At 61.2% G+C, this 18,986-nt stretch carries 19 protein-coding genes; 5 read left to right on the top strand and 14 right to left on the bottom strand.

Annotation, left to right across the window (positions count from 1 at the left end; all coding sequences use genetic code 11):
• Positions 1-50 precede the first annotated feature (50 nt).
• Entirely contained in the window at positions 51-1,139 is a 1,089-nt protein-coding gene (gene apbC / locus CBW66_RS14790) for an iron-sulfur cluster carrier protein ApbC (protein WP_086138863.1), read from the bottom strand.
• Between the two features lie 160 nt (positions 1,140-1,299).
• On the opposite strand from apbC, the gene metG reads away from it, so the two are divergent.
• The 5 genes from metG to panC all read left to right on the top strand — a co-directional run bounded on the left by metG (position 1,300) and on the right by panC (position 6,116).
• Positions 1,300-3,456, top strand: coding sequence for a methionine--tRNA ligase (gene metG, locus CBW66_RS14785; RefSeq protein WP_086138864.1), 2,157 nt, complete (start codon positions 1,300-1,302; stop codon positions 3,454-3,456).
• Positions 3,457-3,475: 19 nt separating this feature from the next.
• Positions 3,476-3,955, top strand: coding sequence for a GNAT family N-acetyltransferase (locus CBW66_RS14780; RefSeq protein ID WP_070219744.1), 480 nt, complete (start codon positions 3,476-3,478; stop codon positions 3,953-3,955).
• 107 nt (positions 3,956-4,062) lie between these two features.
• A complete protein-coding gene (locus tag CBW66_RS14775) occupies positions 4,063-4,272 on the top strand; it encodes a DUF3460 family protein (protein ID WP_086138865.1) in 210 nt (69 codons plus the stop codon).
• 17 nt (positions 4,273-4,289) lie between these two features.
• Positions 4,290-5,222, top strand: a complete 933-nt coding sequence (locus CBW66_RS14770) for a ScpA family protein (protein WP_139841681.1) — start codon at positions 4,290-4,292, stop codon at positions 5,220-5,222.
• A gap of 54 nt (positions 5,223-5,276) precedes the next feature.
• Positions 5,277-6,116, top strand: a complete 840-nt coding sequence (panC, locus tag CBW66_RS14765) for a pantoate--beta-alanine ligase (protein WP_070219724.1) — start codon at positions 5,277-5,279, stop codon at positions 6,114-6,116.
• 161 nt (positions 6,117-6,277) lie between these two features.
• On the opposite strand, the gene CBW66_RS14760 is transcribed toward panC, so the two are convergent.
• The 13 genes from CBW66_RS14760 to CBW66_RS14700 form a co-directional block, all read right to left on the bottom strand.
• Positions 6,278-6,730 carry a hypothetical protein gene (locus CBW66_RS14760; RefSeq protein WP_139841682.1) on the bottom strand — a complete coding sequence of 151 codons (453 nt, stop codon included), beginning with the start codon at positions 6,728-6,730 and terminating at the stop codon, positions 6,278-6,280.
• 237 nt (positions 6,731-6,967) lie between these two features.
• Complete coding sequence (cheY, locus tag CBW66_RS14755) at positions 6,968-7,366, bottom strand: chemotaxis response regulator CheY (protein ID WP_026132837.1); 399 nt, start codon at positions 7,364-7,366, stop codon at positions 6,968-6,970.
• Between the two features lie 147 nt (positions 7,367-7,513).
• Entirely contained in the window at positions 7,514-8,584 is a 1,071-nt protein-coding gene (locus CBW66_RS14750; RefSeq protein ID WP_086138867.1) for a chemotaxis response regulator protein-glutamate methylesterase, read from the bottom strand.
• Positions 8,585-8,755: 171 nt separating this feature from the next.
• A complete protein-coding gene (gene cheD / locus CBW66_RS14745) occupies positions 8,756-9,364 on the bottom strand; it encodes a chemoreceptor glutamine deamidase CheD (RefSeq protein ID WP_034758343.1) in 609 nt (202 codons plus the stop codon).
• 9 nt (positions 9,365-9,373) lie between these two features.
• The gene (locus CBW66_RS14740) at positions 9,374-10,246 is read right to left on the bottom strand and encodes a CheR family methyltransferase (protein ID WP_086138868.1); all 873 of its coding nucleotides are present in this window, start codon (positions 10,244-10,246) and stop codon (positions 9,374-9,376) included.
• A 71-nt stretch (positions 10,247-10,317) separates the two neighbouring features.
• Positions 10,318-12,039, bottom strand: coding sequence for a methyl-accepting chemotaxis protein (locus CBW66_RS14735; RefSeq protein ID WP_086138869.1), 1,722 nt, complete (start codon positions 12,037-12,039; stop codon positions 10,318-10,320).
• 187 nt (positions 12,040-12,226) lie between these two features.
• Entirely contained in the window at positions 12,227-12,733 is a 507-nt protein-coding gene (locus tag CBW66_RS14730; RefSeq protein WP_034758356.1) for a chemotaxis protein CheW, read from the bottom strand.
• 30 nt (positions 12,734-12,763) lie between these two features.
• Positions 12,764-14,965, bottom strand: a complete 2,202-nt coding sequence (gene cheA / locus CBW66_RS14725; protein WP_086138870.1) for a chemotaxis protein CheA — start codon at positions 14,963-14,965, stop codon at positions 12,764-12,766.
• A 43-nt stretch (positions 14,966-15,008) separates the two neighbouring features.
• Complete coding sequence (locus tag CBW66_RS14720) at positions 15,009-15,374, bottom strand: response regulator (protein WP_034758362.1); 366 nt, start codon at positions 15,372-15,374, stop codon at positions 15,009-15,011.
• 83 nt (positions 15,375-15,457) lie between these two features.
• Entirely contained in the window at positions 15,458-16,006 is a 549-nt protein-coding gene (locus CBW66_RS14715; protein ID WP_034758366.1) for a hypothetical protein, read from the bottom strand.
• Between the two features lie 46 nt (positions 16,007-16,052).
• Positions 16,053-17,030 carry a flagellar motor protein MotB gene (motB, locus tag CBW66_RS14710; protein WP_086138871.1) on the bottom strand — a complete coding sequence of 326 codons (978 nt, stop codon included), beginning with the start codon at positions 17,028-17,030 and terminating at the stop codon, positions 16,053-16,055.
• Positions 17,031-17,088: 58 nt separating this feature from the next.
• Positions 17,089-17,949 (bottom strand): flagellar motor stator protein MotA, encoded by an 861-nt coding sequence (gene motA, locus CBW66_RS14705; RefSeq protein ID WP_070219712.1) that lies wholly within the window; start codon positions 17,947-17,949, stop codon positions 17,089-17,091.
• A gap of 218 nt (positions 17,950-18,167) precedes the next feature.
• Entirely contained in the window at positions 18,168-18,929 is a 762-nt protein-coding gene (locus CBW66_RS14700) for a class I SAM-dependent methyltransferase (protein WP_086138872.1), read from the bottom strand.
• Positions 18,930-18,986 lie beyond the last annotated feature (57 nt).

The raw sequence follows: 18,986 nt of genomic DNA, 5'->3' as shown, positions 1-18,986 counted from the left end.
AATGGTGCCATGGTGGCCTTGAAAACCAGGTTTGCAAGGCCACCCAGCCACTAGTCGTTTTTGATGACGATGCTCGGGAACTTGCTGGTCATATCCTTCGCCTTTTCCGCCACCTTGATCGCGATGGTGCGGGCGATCTGCTTGTAGATCACGGCGACGGGGCCTTGCGGCTCGGCCACGACGGTGGGCGTGCCCGAATCCGTCTGCTGGCGAATCGCCATGGTCAGCGGCAAGGCGCCGAGGAATTCCACGCCGAAGTCCGCGCACATCTTCGCGCCGCCGCCGGCGCCGAAGATTTCTTCCGCATGGCCGCAGTTCGAGCAGATGTGGGTGCTCATATTTTCCACCACGCCGAGGATCGGGATACCGACCTTCTCGAACATTTTCAGACCCTTGCGCGCGTCGAGCAAGGCGATGTCCTGCGGCGTCGTGACGATGACGGCGCCCGTGACGGGCACTTTCTGCGACAGGGTCAGCTGAATGTCGCCCGTGCCTGGCGGCATGTCGACGATCAGGTAATCGAGGTCGCGCCAGTTGGTCTGGTCCAGCAGTTGCTGCAAGGCTTGCGTAACCATGGGGCCGCGCCACACCATCGGCTCGTCCGGATCGATCATGAAGCCGATCGACGACACTTGCAGGCCGTGGTTTTCCATCGGCTCCATGCTTTTGCCGTCGAGCGTCTTCGGCTGGCCGCTGATGCCCAGCATCATCGGCTGCGACGGGCCATAGATATCGGCGTCCAGCATGCCGACGGTGGCGCCTTCGGCGGCCAGGGCCAGGGCCAGGTTGACGGCCGTGGTCGATTTGCCAACGCCGCCCTTGCCGGAAGCGACGGCGATGATGTTTTTCACATTGCTCATCGGCTTCAAGCCGCGCTGCACCGTGTGCGAAATGATTTTCGACGACACGCCCACGCTGACGTTGCCCACGCCCGGCAGCACGCGCAGGGCGGCCAGCACGGACTTGCGGATCAGGTCGATCTGGCTCTTGGCGGGGTAACCGAGTTCGATGTCGAGCGAAATGTCGCTGCCATCGACCTTCAGATTCTTGACGGTTTTACTGGAAACGAAATCTTTATGTGTATTTGGATCAATAACCTGGGCCAGCGCGGCCTTGACGTCTTCTACTGTGATGCTCATGTAAATCTCCGTGTGTACTACATATGTGCAATACGCGCAGTCTAGCGCAAATTTGCATGGTGCGATGGCGGCAAAAGCATCACTTGCAGGCGCTGCATCTGCTCATATTGCCTTTCCGCTGTTAAAATGTCCTATTATCCATCCCAAAAGTGCATCAATCATGACTCGCAAGCTGTTCGTCACCACTGCCCTGCCTTACGCAAACGCCGCTTTTCACATTGGCCACATCATGGAATACATCCAGGCCGATATCTGGGTCCGGTTCCAGCGAATGCAACGCGATGGCGACGCCGGGCGTGAAGTGCACTTTGTGGGCGCCGACGATACGCATGGCACGCCCATCATGATCGCCGCCGAAAAGGAAGGCATCACGCCGCAGCAATTCGTCGCCAACATCGCCGCCGGCCGCGCCCAGTACCTCGACGGCTTCCATATCGCCTTCGACAACTGGTATTCGACCGATTCGCCGGAAAACGTCGACCTGTCGCAATCGATCTACCGCAAGCTGCGCGATACGGGCCTGATCGTCACGAAAACCGTCGACCGCTTCTTCGATCCGGTCAAGGGCATGTTCCTGGCCGACCGCAACATCAAGGGCGAATGCCCGAAATGCGGCGCCAAGAACCAGTATGGCGACAATTGCGAAGTGTGCGGCGCGGCCTACCAGCCGACCGACCTGGTCAACCCGTTCTCCGTGTTCACCAACGCGACGCCCGTGATGAAGCCGTCGGAACAGTATTTCTTCAAGCTGTCCGACCCGCGCTGCTTCGAATTCCTCAAGGATTGGCTCAACACGCCGGGCCGCTTGCAGCCTGAAATGGTCAACAAGGTCAGCGAATGGCTGGGCGAAGCCGGTGAAAAGCTGGCCGACTGGGATATCTCGCGCGACGCACCCTACTTCGGCATCCCGATTCCCGATGCGCCGGGCAAGTTCTTCTATGTGTGGATGGATGCGCCCGTCGGCTACCTGGCCAGCCTGAAAAACTATTGCGACAAGAAAGGCATCGATTTCGACGCCTTCCTGAACGACCCGACGACGGAACAGATCCATTTCATCGGCAAGGACATCGTTTCCTTCCATTTGCTGTTCTGGCCCGCCATGCTGAAATTTGCCAATCACCCGGTGATCGACAAACTGAAAGTCAATGTGCACGGCTTCCTGACGGTCAACAACGAAAAGATGTCGAAGTCGCGCGGCACGGGCATTTCGCCGCTGCGCTACCTGGACCTGGGCATGAACCCGGAATGGCTGCGCTACTACATCGCCTTCAAGCTGAACTCGAAAGTGGAAGACCTGGACTTCAACGGCGAAGATTTCGTCGCCCGCGTGAACAGCGACCTGATCGGCAAGTACGTGAACATCGCCAGCCGCTGCGCCGGCTTCATCGCCAAGCGTTTCGACGGCAAGCTGGCATCGACGCTGTCGGAAGGCGCGCAAAGCTGGATCAACCGCGCCCTGACGGTGGACGTCAACGGCGTCATCGTCGAGCGCCAGGCCAGCATCGCCGCGCACTTCGAGAACCGCGAATTCGGCAAGGCCTTGCGCGAAATCATGGAAATCGCCGACATCACCAACCAGTATGTCGATGAAAACAAGCCGTGGATCCTCGCCAAGGATGCGGACAAGACGGCCGAGCTGCACGACGTGTGCACCACGGCCCTGATCCTGTTCCGCCAGCTGACCATCTTGTTGTCGCCAGTATTGCCAGGCGTGGCCAAGAACGTGGCCGGCTTCCTCAACGATGCCGAGTTCACCTGGGCCGACACGCAGGTGTTCGGCGACGCCGTCTCGAACAGCATGCTGGGCCGCACCATCGGCGCCTACAGCCACCTGATGACGCGCATGGATGCGAAGATGATCGAAGCGCTGTTCGATGCGCCGCAAGCGGCCGCCGCCATCGCCGCACCGGCCGGCGACGCCGCCAATGACGCCGCCGCGCCAGCCGCTGCCGCTGCCGCCATCGAGGAACTGGCGCCCGAAATCAAGATCGACGACTTCCTCAAGGTCGACCTGCGCATCGCGAAGATCGTCAACTGCGAACTGGTCGACGGTTCCGACAAGCTGCTGCGCCTGACCCTGGACGCGGGCGAAGGCCGCTTGCGCAACGTGTTCTCGGGCATCCGCTCGGCTTACCAGCCGGAAGAGCTGGTCGGCAAGCTGACGGTGCTGGTGGCCAACCTGGCGCCGCGCAAGATGAAGTTCGGCATTTCCGAAGGCATGGTCATGGCCGCCTCCGCCGCCGACGAGAAGGCCAATCCGGGCATCTACATCCTGAACCCGTGGCCGGGCGCCGAACCTGGCATGCGCATCCGTTAAGCCACCACAAGGACCGATAATGAATATCGTGGTGCGCGAGGCAACAAATGCAGATGCACAACTGATGGCCGAGCTGACCCGCGCCGCGTGGGCCGGCAAGGTGGCGGCCTCGTCCAGTGGGCACCACGAGACGGCGCAGCAGGTGGAAGCGCAATTGCGCCACGGCGGCGGTTTTCTGTTGCTGATCGACGACATTCCAGCCGGCTCGCTGCGCTGGATGCCGCTCGACAGCGATCCCGCCATCTGGAAGATTTCGCGCATGGGCGTGCTGCCCGCCTACCGGGGCAGCCACGTCTCCCAGCACTTGCTTGAAGCCATCATTCATCACGGCCTGTCGTGCCAGGCCGAGGAATTGCGCCTGGCCGTGCGACGCGACCAGCGCAAGCTGATCGATTTTTATGCGGCCTTCGAATTCGAGCTGGCCGAAGAATTGGAATATTCGCACGCCAACCCCGCCGAACCGGCGCCGATGGTGATGCGGCGCCTGCTGCGTTATTGATTTTTAGCAATTTCGTCCCGGTCTTGCCGATACAACAACCCGCCAAGCCGCACGGCGCGGTAGAATACGGCCGGCTGACCTTACCCATAAGACACTCAGAAGAGAATATGAAACTGCCTGCAAAACACACCAACTACGTATCCGACCACACCTTGTTCATCGCCGAACTGAAGGCCAAGAATCCTGGCATGGAAGCGGGCCAGCAAGCGGGCCGCGCCCTGCTGTGGGACAAGCCGGCCATCAGCATCGATGAGCAGGAACGCCAGCTGGCGTCGGCCGTCAAGCAACAGGCTTACGTTTACCAGAACAAGAACTAAGACCTGGAACCGGCACGATGTTGCCTGAAGAGTCTGCAGTCACGCCGGAAGCCGACGCTTCCGGTGCCGGCGCAGTCATCGAGTCGCCCGCAGCTGTCGCCGACGGCGACGGCAGCGGCGACCCTGCGGCATCTGCAACAACGGACGCGGCCCCCGCCGCCGACGCCATCGAAGCGGGCATCGCCCGCCTGTACGGCGAACCCCTGCTGCGCATGCCGACGGATCTGTACATTCCGCCGGACGCGCTGGAAATCTTCCTCGAAGCCTTCGAAGGCCCGCTCGACTTGCTGCTCTACCTGATCCGCAAGCAAAACTTCAACATTCTCGATATTCCGATGGCGCAGGTCACCCTGCAATATCTGAAATATGTCGACCAGATCCGCGTGCGCAACCTGGAACTGGCCGCCGAGTACCTGCTGATGGCGGCCATGCTGATCGAGATCAAGTCGCGCATGCTCTTGCCTTCGCGCAAGAGCGACGTCGAGGAAGATGGCGGCGACCCCCGTGCCGAACTGGTGCGCCGCCTGCTCGAGTACGAGCAGATCAAGCTGGCCGCCTACGACCTGAACGCCATCCCCCAGTTCGAGCGCGATTTCGTGCGCACGCAGATTTTCATCGAGCAAAGCCTGACGCCCACCTGGCCCGACGTGGAACCGGTGGACTTGCAGCAGGCCTGGCTCGACGTGCTGAAACGCGCCAAGCTGACCCAGCATCACCGCATCAGCCGCCAGGAACTGTCCGTGCGCGAGCACATGTCGAGCATCCTGCGCCACTTGCAGTCGTCGCGCTTCGTCGAGTTCAGCGAACTGTTCGACATTGCCGGCGGCGTGCCCGTGGTGGTGGTCAACTTCGTGGCCCTGCTGGAACTGGCCAAGGAAACCCTGATCGAAATCACGCAGGCAGAACCGTTTGCCCCCATCTACGTCCGGCTGGCGTATTCGCCCGCCTGACCCCTTCCCTTTGTCACTGACCACCGTACAACGGGGTTTTAGCGAAAGCAATCCATGAAAATTATTTCCGACATTGAAGAATTGCGCGACCAGCTCAGCGGACAGCTGCGCACGGCGTTCGTCCCCACCATGGGCAACCTGCACGAAGGCCATCTGTCGCTGATGCGCCTGGCGCGCAAGCATGGCGATCCTGTCGTCGCCTCGATCTTCGTGAACCGTTTGCAATTCGGGCCGAATGAAGACTTCGAGAAATATCCGCGCACCATGGCGGCCGACATCGCCAAGCTGGAAAAGGAAGGCGTGTACGTGCTGTTCGCGCCGACGGAAAAGGAACTGTACCCGGAGCCGCAGGAATACCGCGTGCGCCCGCCTGACGATCTGGGCAATACCCTGGAAGGCGAATTTCGCCCCGGCTTCTTCGAAGGCGTGTGCACGGTCGTCACCAAGCTGTTCTCGTGCGTGGGTCCGCGAGTGGCCGTGTTCGGCAAGAAGGATTACCAGCAACTGATGATCATCCGCAACATGGCGCGCCAGTTCGCGCTGCCGACGGAAATCATCGCCGCCGAAACCTACCGCGCCGACGACGGCCTGGCCCTGTCCTCGCGCAATATGTACCTGTCGGAAAGCGAACGCGCGGAAGCGCCGGAACTGTTCAAAGGGCTGAATTTCGTGGCCGAGGAAGTGCGCAAGGGCAATCTGGCCGTGGGTGAACTGGAGCAGGCCAGCATGCAGCTGTTGAACAGCCGCGGCTGGAAATCGGACTACATCGCCGTGCGCAAGCGCGCCAACCTGCAAGCACCGAGCGCGGCAGAACTGGCCGCGGGCGAACCGCTGGTGGTGCTGGCCGCCGCCAAGCTGGGGCAGACTCGACTCATCGACAACCTGGAAATTTAACATACGACAAAACCTGCTGCGCGTCGCGATTTGCGGCCTGCGATGCGCACTGTGCTAAAGCACAGCTCCGCTTCTCGGCCACAACCCCCTGCCGCTCGCTACGGTGTTGTTAGATGCCTTAAACGCAGTCACAGCGGGGCCATTCGGCCCCGTTTCTTGCCTTACTTTTCCATCCCTACCAGCTTGAGCTCGGCAAACAGCGGCTTGTTATTGCCGCGTGCCGCTTGCAACAGGTCATAGCTTGCCGCGTCGAGCACGATTTCCTCGCCCGCCCACAGCTTGCGCTGGTTCGCAGGCAGCCTCAGGCTGCGCAGGATGGCCCTGACCTGGGCCGGATCGGCCGCCAGCAGGCGGATGGCGCGCGCATGGCGCTGCGTGCCCGTGAGGATCGGCAAGCCGCCCTCGGAGCCGTGCTGGCTCAGGCTGACATAATCCTGGCCGCCCACACGGTGCAGATAGGCGTGCCGGCCGTCGCCTTCGGCAGGCGACTGCGCGGGCGGCTCCTGCATCTCGACGGACGCGACAGGCGCAACGGCGGTTTGCTCAAGGCTCACGCCACAGGCCGCCAACAGAGCCGTGCTCAGGGCAAAAAATAATACGGGTGCTCGGCGCATCGTGCGCTCCTTCTTGTCGGGGTCGGGGACAAAGGGGGAATACTGCAGCGATCATGGGCCAAATCATTTGACGTGTAAAGTTAACTATGGGAAATATTTCATTCCATTGCGCAATTTTATCCGGTCAGGGGGGGGGGACACGTGGGATGAGCTTGCTGTAAGCAAGGCGCAAGCCGACGAAAAAAACGCCGCCGGTTTGCACGGGCAGCGTTTTTCTTGATCGGTATCAAGCCGTGGTCAGGCGCCGGCTTTTTCCAGCTTCTCGAAAATCTTGTTCAGCTTTTCATCGAGGGTCGCTGCCGTGAACGGCTTGACGACATAACCGCTGGCGCCAGCTTGCGCGGCGGCGATGATGTTTTCCTTCTTCGCTTCGGCGGTGACCATCAGCACGGGCAGCTTGGCCAGTGCGGGATCGGCGCGGATATGCTGCAGCATCGTCAGGCCATCCATATTGGGCATGTTCCAGTCCGACACGACGAAATCGAACGATTCCGCGCGCAGCTTGGCCAGGCCCATCACGCCGTCTTCCGCCTCATCGACGTTGGCATAACCCAGTTCCTTCAACAGATTCCGGACAATGCGGCGCATCGTCGAAAAATCGTCAACGACTAAAAATTTCATCTTTGGATCAGCCATGAATAACTCCGTTGTTTCTGTAGCGGTTTGTTAATAATATCGACATGAATGCCGACATTATGGTCGACACTACGGCAGCAAGTTGTAGGATAGCATTTTCGTTGCTTTTAGGCGAACAAACTTGCCTCGGATCATATAAAACGTGGCTTACACGCGCAAAGCACGCATGCCATGCGCCGCCAGGTGTCCCAGCACCATGCCAGGCAGCGCCGTCAGAGCACCGACCTCATGCGTAGCGCCGACAGCGATCGCCTCGCGCGGCATGCCAAACACCACGCAACTGGCTTCGTCCTGCGCAAAATTATACGCTCCTGCGGCCTTCATCTCCAACATGCCTTGTGCGCCGTCCTTGCCCATGCCGGTGAGGATCACGCCGACGGCATTTTTACCGGCCGATTGCGCGGCCGAACGGAACAGCACGTCGACCGACGGGCGGTGGCGGTTCACCGGTTCGCCCTGGTCAATCTTGGTCATGTAGTTGGCGCCGCTGCGCGTCAGTGTCAGGTGCGAATGGCCGGGCGCGATATAGGCATGGCCGGGCAGCACGCGTTCGCCGCCTGCCGCTTCCTGCACCGAGATCTTGCACAGCGAATCGAGGCGGCGCGCGAACGAACGCGTAAAGCCTTCCGGCATGTGCTGCGTGATCAGGATGCCGGGACAATCGGACGGCATCTGCATGAGAAATTCGCGGATCGCTTCCGTGCCGCCGGTCGAGGCGCCCACGATGATCAGCTTTTCGCTCGACGTCAATGGGCTGCGCAGCGCAGGCAGCGGTGCGGCCACCTTGTCGCCGGCCGCCGGCAGAGTGCGCGCGCGGATACGCGCCTTCGAGGCGGCGCGGATCTTGTCGGCGATCATGTCCGTGTACTCGCGCATGCCGCTCTGGATGGAAATCTTCGGCTTGGTGACGAAATCGACGGCGCCCAGTTCCAGCGCGCGCATGGTGATTTCCGAACCGCGCTCGGTCAGCGACGACACCATCAGCACCGGCATCGGGCGCAGGCGCATCAGCTTTTCCAGGAAGTCCAGACCGTCCATCTTCGGCATCTCGACATCGAGGGTCAGCACGTCGGGGTTGGTCTGCTTGATCATCTCGCGCGCCACCAGCGGATCGGGCGCCGCGCCCACCACTTCCATGTCGGGCTGGCTGTTTACGATTTCCGTCATGACGCTGCGGATCAAGGCCGAATCGTCCACGATCAATACTTTGATCTTCATATATTTTCCTTTGGGCCTACCGGCCCATTAAAGCACCTGGTCCCACCTACTGCGCGTCGCGATTTGCGGCCTCCGATGCTCACTGTGCTAAAGCACAGCTGCGCGTCTCGACCACAACTCCCATCCGCTCGCTACGGTGTGATCAGGTATTGTTATCTATATCTCACGCTATTAAAACAACTCGACTTCGCCGCCGACTGGCGCGACTTTCAAGCGGCTGGCGTAATCGAGTTCGCGGCGCACCAGCGTGTCGTTATGCGTCTGCATCAGCTTTTTCACCAGCACCTTGCCGCTGCGGGGGAAAAAATACACCTTGCGCGGGTGGATGTCGTTGAGGTCTTCCGCCACCACGCGCATCTTTTCCGCCTTCAGATAATTGATGACGAAAGCCGCGTTGCGTTCACCGACGTTGATCGCCGTGAAGCCGCGCAGTACGGCGCCGCCGCCGAACACTTTCGCTTCCATGTTCTCGCGCCGCGCGCCCGCCTTCAGCAAATCGTTGATCAGGATTTCCATGGCGTAGGTGCCATAGCGCATCGACGCGGAAATCGGGCTGTTCGGATCGCTGCCGCCATCGGGCAGCATGAAGTGGTTCATGCCGCCCAGGCCCGTGACGCGGTCGCGGATGCAGGCCGAGACGCAGGAGCCGAGCACGGTGACGATCAGCATGTCCTTGTTGGTGAAGTAATACTCACCAGGCAAGATCTTGGCGGCGTCACAATTGAACGTCCTGTCGTAATAGACGTTAGTGGCGAATTGCTCTTTGGATTCCAGGCTCATATTTCACTCTCATGTACGCTGCGACGATGCCTTGGGTGCGCTGCCCCGGGGCTGATCGAGCTCATAGACTGTTTTACCGCGCAGCTTCAATGAATCCGACACGTACAGAAAATTCTCCGAATGGCCTGCGAACAGCAGGGCATCGGGCTTCATCAACGGCACAAAGCGCGACAGGATCTTGCGCTGCGTCGCCTTGTCAAAATAAATCATCACGTTGCGGCAAAAGATGACGTCGAACTGCCCCGTCACCGGCCAGCTGTCGGCCAGCAGGTTGAGCGGCTTGAAGGTGATCATCTGGCGCAGTTCCGGGCGCACCCGCACCTGCCCCTCGCGGTCGCCCTTGCCGCGCAAGAAAAAGCGCCGCGCACGGTCGGCCGGCATCTTGTCGAGCCGGTCCAGGTTGTAGACGCCGTTGGCGGCCGTGGCCAGCACGTTCGTGTCGATGTCCGTGGCGATGATGGTGACCGGCGGCGTGAGCGTATTGAACGCCTCGCACACCGTCATGGCGATCGAATACGGCTCTTCGCCGGTGGAACTGGCCGAACACCAGATGGTGATCGGCCCACTCAGTTTTTTCACATGCTCGGCCAGCAGCGGGAAGTGATGCGCCTCGCGGAAGAACGACGTCAGGTTGGTCGTCAGCGCATTCGTGAAGGCTTCCCACTCGTCGCCCATGCGGCCCGCTTCCAGGTCGTCCAGATAGCGGACGAACGAGGAGATGCCGGTCGCGCGCAGGCGCCTGGCCAGGCGGCTGTAGACCATCTCCTGCTTGCTGTCGGCCAGCGCGATGCCGGCCCGCTTGTAAATCATGGCGCGGACCCGTTCGAAGTCCTTGCCAGTGAAATCAAATTCCTTGACCGAATCCGTTTTAGTTTGCGGCATTTTGTTTTTACCTCTCTATGACAACTCTGACCAATGCCTTTGCAAGTATAACTAGCGGGACCGGGTTGGCGTCAGAACTCTTCCCAATCGTCGCCGCCGGCCGCCGCCAGCTTTTTCGCGGGCGCTGGCGTGACGGCCTGCGCCGCCGTTGCCACCCGCCGTGCAGTTCCCGCCACACTCGGTGCCGGCCGTGCCGCCGCCTTGACTACGGACGCGGACGCGGGCATGACTGCCTGCGCCGCGCTCTCGCCGTCCAGCTTGAAGATGCTGACGGCGGCGGCCAGTTTCTGCGCCTGCTCCTGCATGCTTTCGGCGGCCGCCGCCGCTTCCTCGACCAGCGCCGCATTTTGCTGCGTCATCTGGTCCATCTGCGCGATGGCCTGGTTCACTTCCTCGATGCCGTGGCTCTGTTCCTGCGTCGCCGCCGTGATCTCGCCCATGATGTCGGCCACCTGCCGGATCGACGTAACGATCAGGCCCATGGTCTGCCCCGCCTCGTCCACCAGGCGGCTGCCGGCATCGACCTTGTCGACCGAGTCGCCGATCAAGCCCTTGATTTCCTTCGCCGCGCCGGCCGATCGTTGCGCCAGATTGCGCACTTCCGACGCCACCACCGCAAAACCGCGTCCCTGCTCACCTGCGCGCGCCGCTTCGACGGCCGCATTCAATGCCAGGATATTCGTCTGGAACGCAATGCCGTCGATGACGCCGATGATGTCGACGATCTTGCGCGAACTGTCCTTGATGGAACCCATGGTATCGACCACTTGCGACACGACCTTGCCGCCCTGCTCCGCCACCGACGACGCCGACACTGCCAGCTGGTTGGCCTGGCGCGCGTTGTCCGCGTTCTGCTTCACGGTCGACGTCAGCTCTTCCATCGACGACGCCGTCTCTTCGAGCGAACTGGCCTGCGTTTCCGTGCGCGCCGACAGGTCCGCATTGCCGCTGGCGATCTCGCGCGACGCCACGGTGATGGTGTCCGTCCCGGTGCGCACGTCGCTGACCGTCTGCACCAGGCTCTCGTTCATGTCCTTGAGCGCCTGCTGCAGCGCGCTCGTTTCATCCTTGCCTTCGACCACCACGCGCGAGGTCAGCTCGCCGGCCGCCACCTTCTGCGCCACGGCCACTGCGCCGGACAATGGCACCGTGATCGAGCGCGTGATGAAGATGGCGCACCAGGCGCCGATCGCCACGGCCGCGCCGCCCAGGATGAACAGTACCATCATCAGGCGCGCATCGGCCGCCAGCGAGTCGTCCATGAAGCTTTGCTGCGCCACGTGCTGCAAGTCGAGCAGCTTGTTGATATCGGCCAGGGTCGTCTTGTTCAAGGGATCGATGCGGGTGGCGATCACCTTCGCCGCACCCTCGCTGTTAAACGCCAGCACCTGTCCCATCGCTTCCTTGAAGGCGGCATCGACTTCGCCGTCGACCTTGGCGATATTGGCCAGCAGCGCCTTCTCGCCATCGGACAGGCCCAAGGTGGCCAGCTTGCCGCGGGCGCCGTCGTACAGCTTGCGCTGCTCGCGCACCTTGCCCTCTTCCGCCTGCATCAGGCTCACATCGCCCTGCAGGCCGATATTGCGCATGGCGATACCGGTTTCCAGCATCGCGCTTTTCATCAGCGACGCCTGCGTATTCTTTTCGCTTGCCAGCTCCAGCCCCGTGAGCAGCTGGGCCTTGTTACGGTAATTCAGTGCATTCGCCGAAACGATCACCACCACCAGGATGGCGAGGATGCTGCCAAAACCTATCCCCAGCCGGGTGCCTATCTTGAAATCGCGCAAACTCATTACAGTCTCCAATATTTATGTGAACGGCGCCCGTTCAACCGTACGGCGCCGTGTTGTGGCCGGGTCTCTGTCGGACCTTGCAGCCTGCCGGCGCGCCTCAGGCTGATGCCCGCGCCGGTACATGCATATCTGTAGTGATTCTTTGCGTTCTAAAACGGCGGCGCACCGGGCGCCGCCTTGCTGCCGCTTAAGCCGCCAGCTTGTCGATCAGGCCCATCTCGCTGCTCGACATCAGCTTGTCGATGTCGACCAGGATCAGCATGCGCTCGTCGATGGTGCCCAGGCCGATCATGTAGTCGGTCGAGAAGGCTGTGCCCATTTCCGGCGCCGGCTTGACCTGCTCCGGCGTCAGGGTGGTGACGTCGGAAACGCTGTCGACCACCATGCCGACGATACGGCCGCCGATGTTCAGGATGATCACCACCGTGAACTGGTCGTACACGGGCGTGCCCAGGTTGAACTTGATGCGCATGTCGACCACCGGGATGATGATGCCGCGCAGGTTGATCACGCCCTTGATGAATTCAGGCGCGTTGGCGATGCGGGTGACCGCTTCGTAACCACGGATCTCCTGGACCTTCAGGATATCGATGCCGTACTCTTCGGAGCCCAGGGTGAAGGCCAGGAATTCACGGCCGGCGATGTCCTTGCCGTCGCCCGCATTGCTTCCGGATGTTTGTTGAGTATCTGACATGGTGCGTTTTCCTATCTTTATCTATCGGTATTACGAAAAAATGGACTCGTCGGCCAGCTGGCGAGAGGAACGGATCAGGGCGGCGACATCGAGAATCAGCGACACGCCGCCATCGCCCAGGATGGTGGCGCCGGAAATGCCCACCACCTTGCGGTAATTCGATTCGAGGTTTTTCACCACGACCTGCTGCTGCCCCACCAGGTCGTCGACAAACAGGGCCGCCTTGCGCCCTTCCGTCTCAAGGATCACGCAGATGCCTTCCGAGGGACTGGTAAAGCGCGGCGCGATGTCGAACATCTGGTACAACGGAATCAAGGGCAGGTATTCGCCGCGCACTTTCACCACCTGGCCCTTGCCACTGATGTCCTTGATGTCCTCAACGGCCGGCTGCAGCGATTCGATGACAAAGCCCAGCGGCAAAATATACACTTCGTCGCCGACGCGGATCGACATGCCGTCCAGGATGGCCAGGGTCAGCGGCAGCGAAATGGAAATCGTCGTGCCGAACCCCTTGGCCGAACGGATGTCGACGACGCCGCCCATGGCGCTGATATTGCGCTTGACGACATCCATGCCCACGCCGCGGCCCGATACGTCGGTGACCGCTTCGGCGGTGGAAAAGCCGGGCGCGAATATCAGCTGCCACACCTCGGCGTCGCTCATCGACTCGGACACGTCCAGCCCCTGCTGCGCGGCCTTGGCCAGGATGCGCTCGCGGTTCAAGCCGGCGCCGTCATCGGATACTTCGATAATGATGTTGCCGCCCTGGTGGCTGGCCGAGAGGAACAAGCGTCCCGCCTCGGTCTTGCCGGCGGCCACGCGGGCGGCCGGCATTTCCACGCCATGGTCGATACTGTTGCGCACCAGGTGCGTGAGCGGATCGACGATGCGCTCGATGAGGCCCTTGTCCAGTTCCGTGGCGGCGCCATTGGTGATGAAGTCGACCTTCTTGCCCAGTTTCGTCGCCAGGTCGCGCACCATGCGCGGGAAGCGCGAGAAAACGAAATCCATCGGCATCATGCGGATCGACATCACCGCTTCCTGCAAGTCGCGCGTGTTGCGCGTCAGGTGGCTGACGCTGTCGAGCAGCTTTTCATGCAGCATCGGATCGAGCGCGCTGGCGCGCTGTTCAATCATCGCCTGCGTGATCACCAGTTCGCCCACCAGGTTGATCAGCTGGTCGACTTTCTCGATCGAGACGCGGATCGACGACGATTCGGCGCCGGCCTTGTCGCCCTCTTTCTTGGCCGGTTTCTTTTCCTGCTCCGCTTCGGCCACGGCGCTCGCCACGGCCGGCGCGGCGGCAGCGCTGGCGTTGCCCGCCTTGGCGGCGTCCGCGCGAATCTGTTCGAGGGGCTGGAAGAATCCGTAACCCTGTTCGGCGTCGCTCTGCACGCCGGCGGCGGCGCGGATATCCTCGATCGGCTGGAAGAAGCCGTAACCGGGATCGGCCGCGCCCTGCGCGCCAGGAGCGCCTGGCAGCGGGTCGAAGAAACCGTAGCCTTGTGCCTTTTCCTGCGCCGCGCGGGCCGCTTCGGCCTCGCCTGGCGCCAGCGGCGGCGCCTGCGTGATCACCATATCGTCAGGATTGAGCACGAACGAGCAGATGGCCAGGATGTCGTCCAGGCTTTCATGCGTCGTCACTTCCAGCACCTTGCGCGCGTCGGGCAGGCTCGTTACGGCGACGTCGCCCAGCAAGCCCAGTTCGGCCGCCAGCGCATCGACTTCGCGCGGCTCCATGGCCGGCAGTTCCAGGCGGATGCGGTGGCCGCCGGCATGGCTGACGGCGGCCTTTTCCGCCGTATGGAAGGCCGGAGCGACGGGCGTGAGCGCGGCCACGGGCACGTCCTGCGAGAACGACTGCAGCATCATGCGCACATTGGCCACGGCATCCTGGTCGACAGCGCTGCCCAGGCGATGGCCGTCGAGCTGCATCTTGAGGATGTCCTTGGCCGCCAAAAAGGCGTCGACGTGTTCTGCCGTCAGGGCCATCTGGCCCTGACGGATGCGGTCGAGCAGCGACTCGAGGATGTGCGTCACCTCGCTCATGTCGGAAAGGCCGAACGTCGATGCGCCGCCCTTGATCGAATGGGCGGTGCGGAAAATGGCATTCAGATCTTCGGCGTCGGGCGCCGCAATATCAACGGCCAGCAGCAGCCGTTCTTTTTCAGCCAGCAGTTCTTCGGCCTCATCGAAAAAGACCTGAAAAAACTGGCTAATATCGATGGTCATAGGGTGACTCCGTCAATTGCATCATTGCGCTGCGCGGCTGGCATCAGCCGATCACCTTCTTGACCACTTCGATCAGGCGTTGCGGATCGAACGGCTTGACCAGCCAGCCATTGGCGCCGGCGGCACGGCCTTTCGATTTCATCTCGTCCGACGACTCCGTCGTCAGCATCAGGATGGGCACCTTTTGGTAGGTCGGCAGTTCACGCAGCAGCTTGATCAGTTCCAGGCCATCCATGCGCGGCATGTTCTGGTCCGTCAATACCAGGTCTACGGTTTGCAGCTTGGCTTTTTCCAGTCCGTCCTGGCCGTCCACGGCCTCCACCACCTGGTAACCGGCGGCTTTCAGGCTGAACGCCACCATCTGGCGCAATGAGCTGGAATCGTCCACTGCAAGTATCGTTTTGGCCATCTTTGCTCCCACTTATTCCGGGCATCCTGCCCGAGTATTTGATTAATCAATCCATGCAACCACAAGCGCTCCGCACTGGCATGCTAGAACAGCTCGATGTCGCCGCTTTCCAAATGCTGTTGACTGACAGCCTTGCGCAGCACGCTGCGCAACTCCAGGCTTTGAATCGCCAGCGCCATGCTGACCCGACCCAGCAAGGCGACAATTTCTTCATTGTCGCTCTCCGGCAACATCTCCGCGCCATGCTCGCCCAGGGTCCCGAGGAACTCGCGCAAGCCCGTCACGCGCTTCAAGGTGCGCTCGATCAGCTGGCTGGTCATGTCCTGGAACTGCAGGCTGGTGATGGCGGCATTCACATAGCCCCCCACCTCATCCTGCAACGCCAGCAGTTTTTCGCGCTGCTGCTCGGCCGGAATACCGCCGTCGAGCAGCAGCGCGATAGTGTCTTGCTGCGCAGCGACGGCTGCGTGTATCGCCATGAAATTGAAGGACAGCTTCTCGATCGCCTCTTCCAGCAAGATGCCGGTCTGCACCAGGTCGGTTTCCACCTCCGTCAAGTGCTTGCGGCCATGGTCCGACACGCCAGACAGCAGGCGTTTTACATGCGAGCCAAGTATTTTCTTTCTTGTCATAAAGGTCTCATTGTTTCAATACACCACGCGTCGACAGCCTTGCGTGTTATTTTTTCGCCGCTGCCGGACCAGTAACTGGCACCGCTGCGGGCGGCGCACCGGCAGCCAGCCCTGAAGCGACAGCGGCGGAAGCGGCATCGGTCACCGGCAGCTCGATCGCCGAACCATCGCGCAGGACATTTTCCTCCGTGCGCTTGTTCATGACGATGATGCTGATGCGCCGGTTGATCGGATTGAAGGGATCGAGCTTGTCCAGGTGGGCGGCCGAACCCAGTCCCACCACGCGCAAGACTTTTTCTTCCTTCATGCCGCCGATCACCAGTTCGCGCCGCGACGCATTCGCGCGGTCGGCCGACAATTCCCAGTTGCTGTAGCCTGCATCGCTCATATAGGGCGTCGAATCCGTATGGCCGGACAGGCCGATGCGGTTCGGCACTTCATTGAGCACGGAGCCGATGGCGTGCAGGATTTCCTTGGTGTACGGTTGCAGGTTCGCATTGGCGAGCGCAAACATCGGACGGTTCTGCTCGTCAACGATCTGGATGCGCAAGCCTTCGCTGGTAATATCGAGCAGCAACTGGTTCTTGTATTTTTTCAGCAGGGGATTGGCGTCGATGGTCGCTTCGATGCGCGCCTTGAGCGCCTGCAGGCGCTTGCCTTCCTCGCGTTCGAGCGCCGCCTTGGCGGAATTGAGGTCGAACGACTTGCGCTGCTGCTCTTCCTGCGCCTTGCGCACCTGCCCATCCTGGCGCGACAGGTCCTGGCCGCCGCCCTGGATCACGGAATTGCTTTCGCCGCTGCCGGAGCCGCCCGCCATGGCCACTTTCAACGGCGTCTTGAAGAATTCGGAAATGCCGTTCAAGTCGCCCTTCGAGGTGGAGCCGAGCAGCCACATCAGCAAGAAGAAGGCCATCATGGCCGTGACAAAGTCGGCGTAGGCGATTTTCCACGCCCCGCCATGGTGCCCGCCAGCCGTCTTCTTGATACGTTTGACGATAATCGGGCGCATGCCTTCATCGGCCATGGCGTCCCCCTTCCGTGTGCTGCAAATGACTCATGGTGTCCAGGCGTAGTTTCACTGCTTACTTCGTTTTCGATTTCTTGATGTGGTCTTCCAGCTCATTGAACGTCGGGCGCTCGGTCGAGAACAGCACCTTGCGGCCGAATTCCACGGCCAGCGCCGGCGCATAGCCGTTCAGGCTGGCCAGCAGCGTCACTTTTACGCACTGGAACATCTTGCTCGACTCTTCCAGCTTCTGCTCCAGCAGGCTGGCCAGCGGACCGACGAAACCATAGGCCAGCAAGATGCCGAGGAAGGTGCCGACCAGCGCGTGCGCGATCAGCATGCCCAGCTCGGCCGGCGGTATGCCCACCGACTCCATCGTATGCACCACGCCCATCACGGCGGCGACGATACCGAACGCGGGCAAGCCGTCGCCCACCTTGGCGATCACGTGGGCCGGCACGGCGCCTTCGTGATGGTGCGTCTCGATTTCGTTGTCCATCAGGTTTTCAATCTGGAACGCATCCATATTGCCCGATACCATCAGGCGCAGGTAATCGGTCATGAATTCGACGATGTGGTGGTCGGCCAGCACCGCCGGATACTTGGAAAACAGCGGGCTTTCTTCCGGCTTGTCGATATCGCCTTCGATCGACATCAAGCCTTCCTTGCGCACCTTGCTGAGCACTTCAAACAACAGCGACATCAGTTCCATGTACAGGTCTTTGGTATAGCGCGATCCCTTGAACAGACTGGGCAAGGCGGCGATCGTTGCCTTGATGGCCTTGTTATTGTTACCAACAAGGAAGGCGCCCAGGGCGGCGCCGCCGATCATCAGCAACTCCAGCGGCTGAAACAGCGCCGCCAGATGGCCGCCGGCCATTGCGAAGCCGCCAAAGACCGAGGCGCAGACGATGATGTATCCGATTATGACTAACAAGTGCCCTGACTCCCAATAATGGCCGCGGCTGTATGCCCGGCATGTTCAAACCTGTTCCTGTCTTTTGGCGGCTGCGCCGCCGGCAAAGACCGCGGCAAAAAAGCAACCGGAAGTTAATTGAAATGTGCTGCTTTTCAATGCAAATCCGAGAAAATGCCGTGTGGAACTACAATAACGTGAGATTGCCCCACGGGCAAGCAAATAACGCAGACAATTGCTTAAAAGCACCATATGTAAAGCAAAGGACCACCCTCTGTGGCGGAGATGGTCTTATCAGGCGCGCGTGCCGCAATCCGGAATTCGTAACTAAGAAGCATGCTACCGGGCAACATTTCCTTTTCCGCCTTATTCCACAGGGCTGCCATCGCCGCCGGCGACAGGTAGGCAAACACGGCATCGTAGCGGCCAAAGTCGAGCGCTTCGTAATCGCCGCGCAGGAAGCGCGCGCGACTGCCCGCCAGCCGCGCGCGCAAGCGGCTTGCCAGCCAGGGCAGCGGCGCCAGTTCAATGCCGTAAAACTGCCCGTCGGGCCGGCGCCGCTCCAGGTCCAGCACCAGGCCGCCCAGGCCGCTGCCGATATCCACCAGGCGCACGCCGGGACGGTCCGCGATCAGTTCGGCCACCGCCTGCCACACGGCCGGCCCCGACGGATAAAACGGCACTTGCGTGCGGAACGTGGACCAGTACAGGCTGAGCAGGAAAACAAAGGCCGCCAGGAACACGGCAGGAGGCCAGTCGAGCAGGCTGGCCGCCAGCAAGGCGGGCGCAAACAGCAGCGCGATGGCACACCACCAGCGGGCCAGGCCCGCGCGCCAGGTCATCAGCGCCGCCAGGACACCCTGCACCAGCGCCACGGCCGGCAGCGACATGGCAGCGCCCGCGCGCGCCAGGCAATATACCAATAGCAACATCAAGGGAAAGGCCAGCACCTGGATCAGGATGGCCTTGAGCGCGGGCGCGCGCAGGATTTGTTGCAGCATGGAGGTAGTCAAAGATGGAAAACGCCAGTGTAAGCGATGGCGACATGAAAAAACCGG

Origin of the sequence: Janthinobacterium sp. GW456P (assembly GCF_002127655.1) — a bacterium.
Taxonomy (GTDB): domain Bacteria; phylum Pseudomonadota; class Gammaproteobacteria; order Burkholderiales; family Burkholderiaceae_D; genus Janthinobacterium.
Note: the sequence above shows the minus strand (reverse complement) of the source record. Positions and strands in the feature narration are given on the sequence as shown.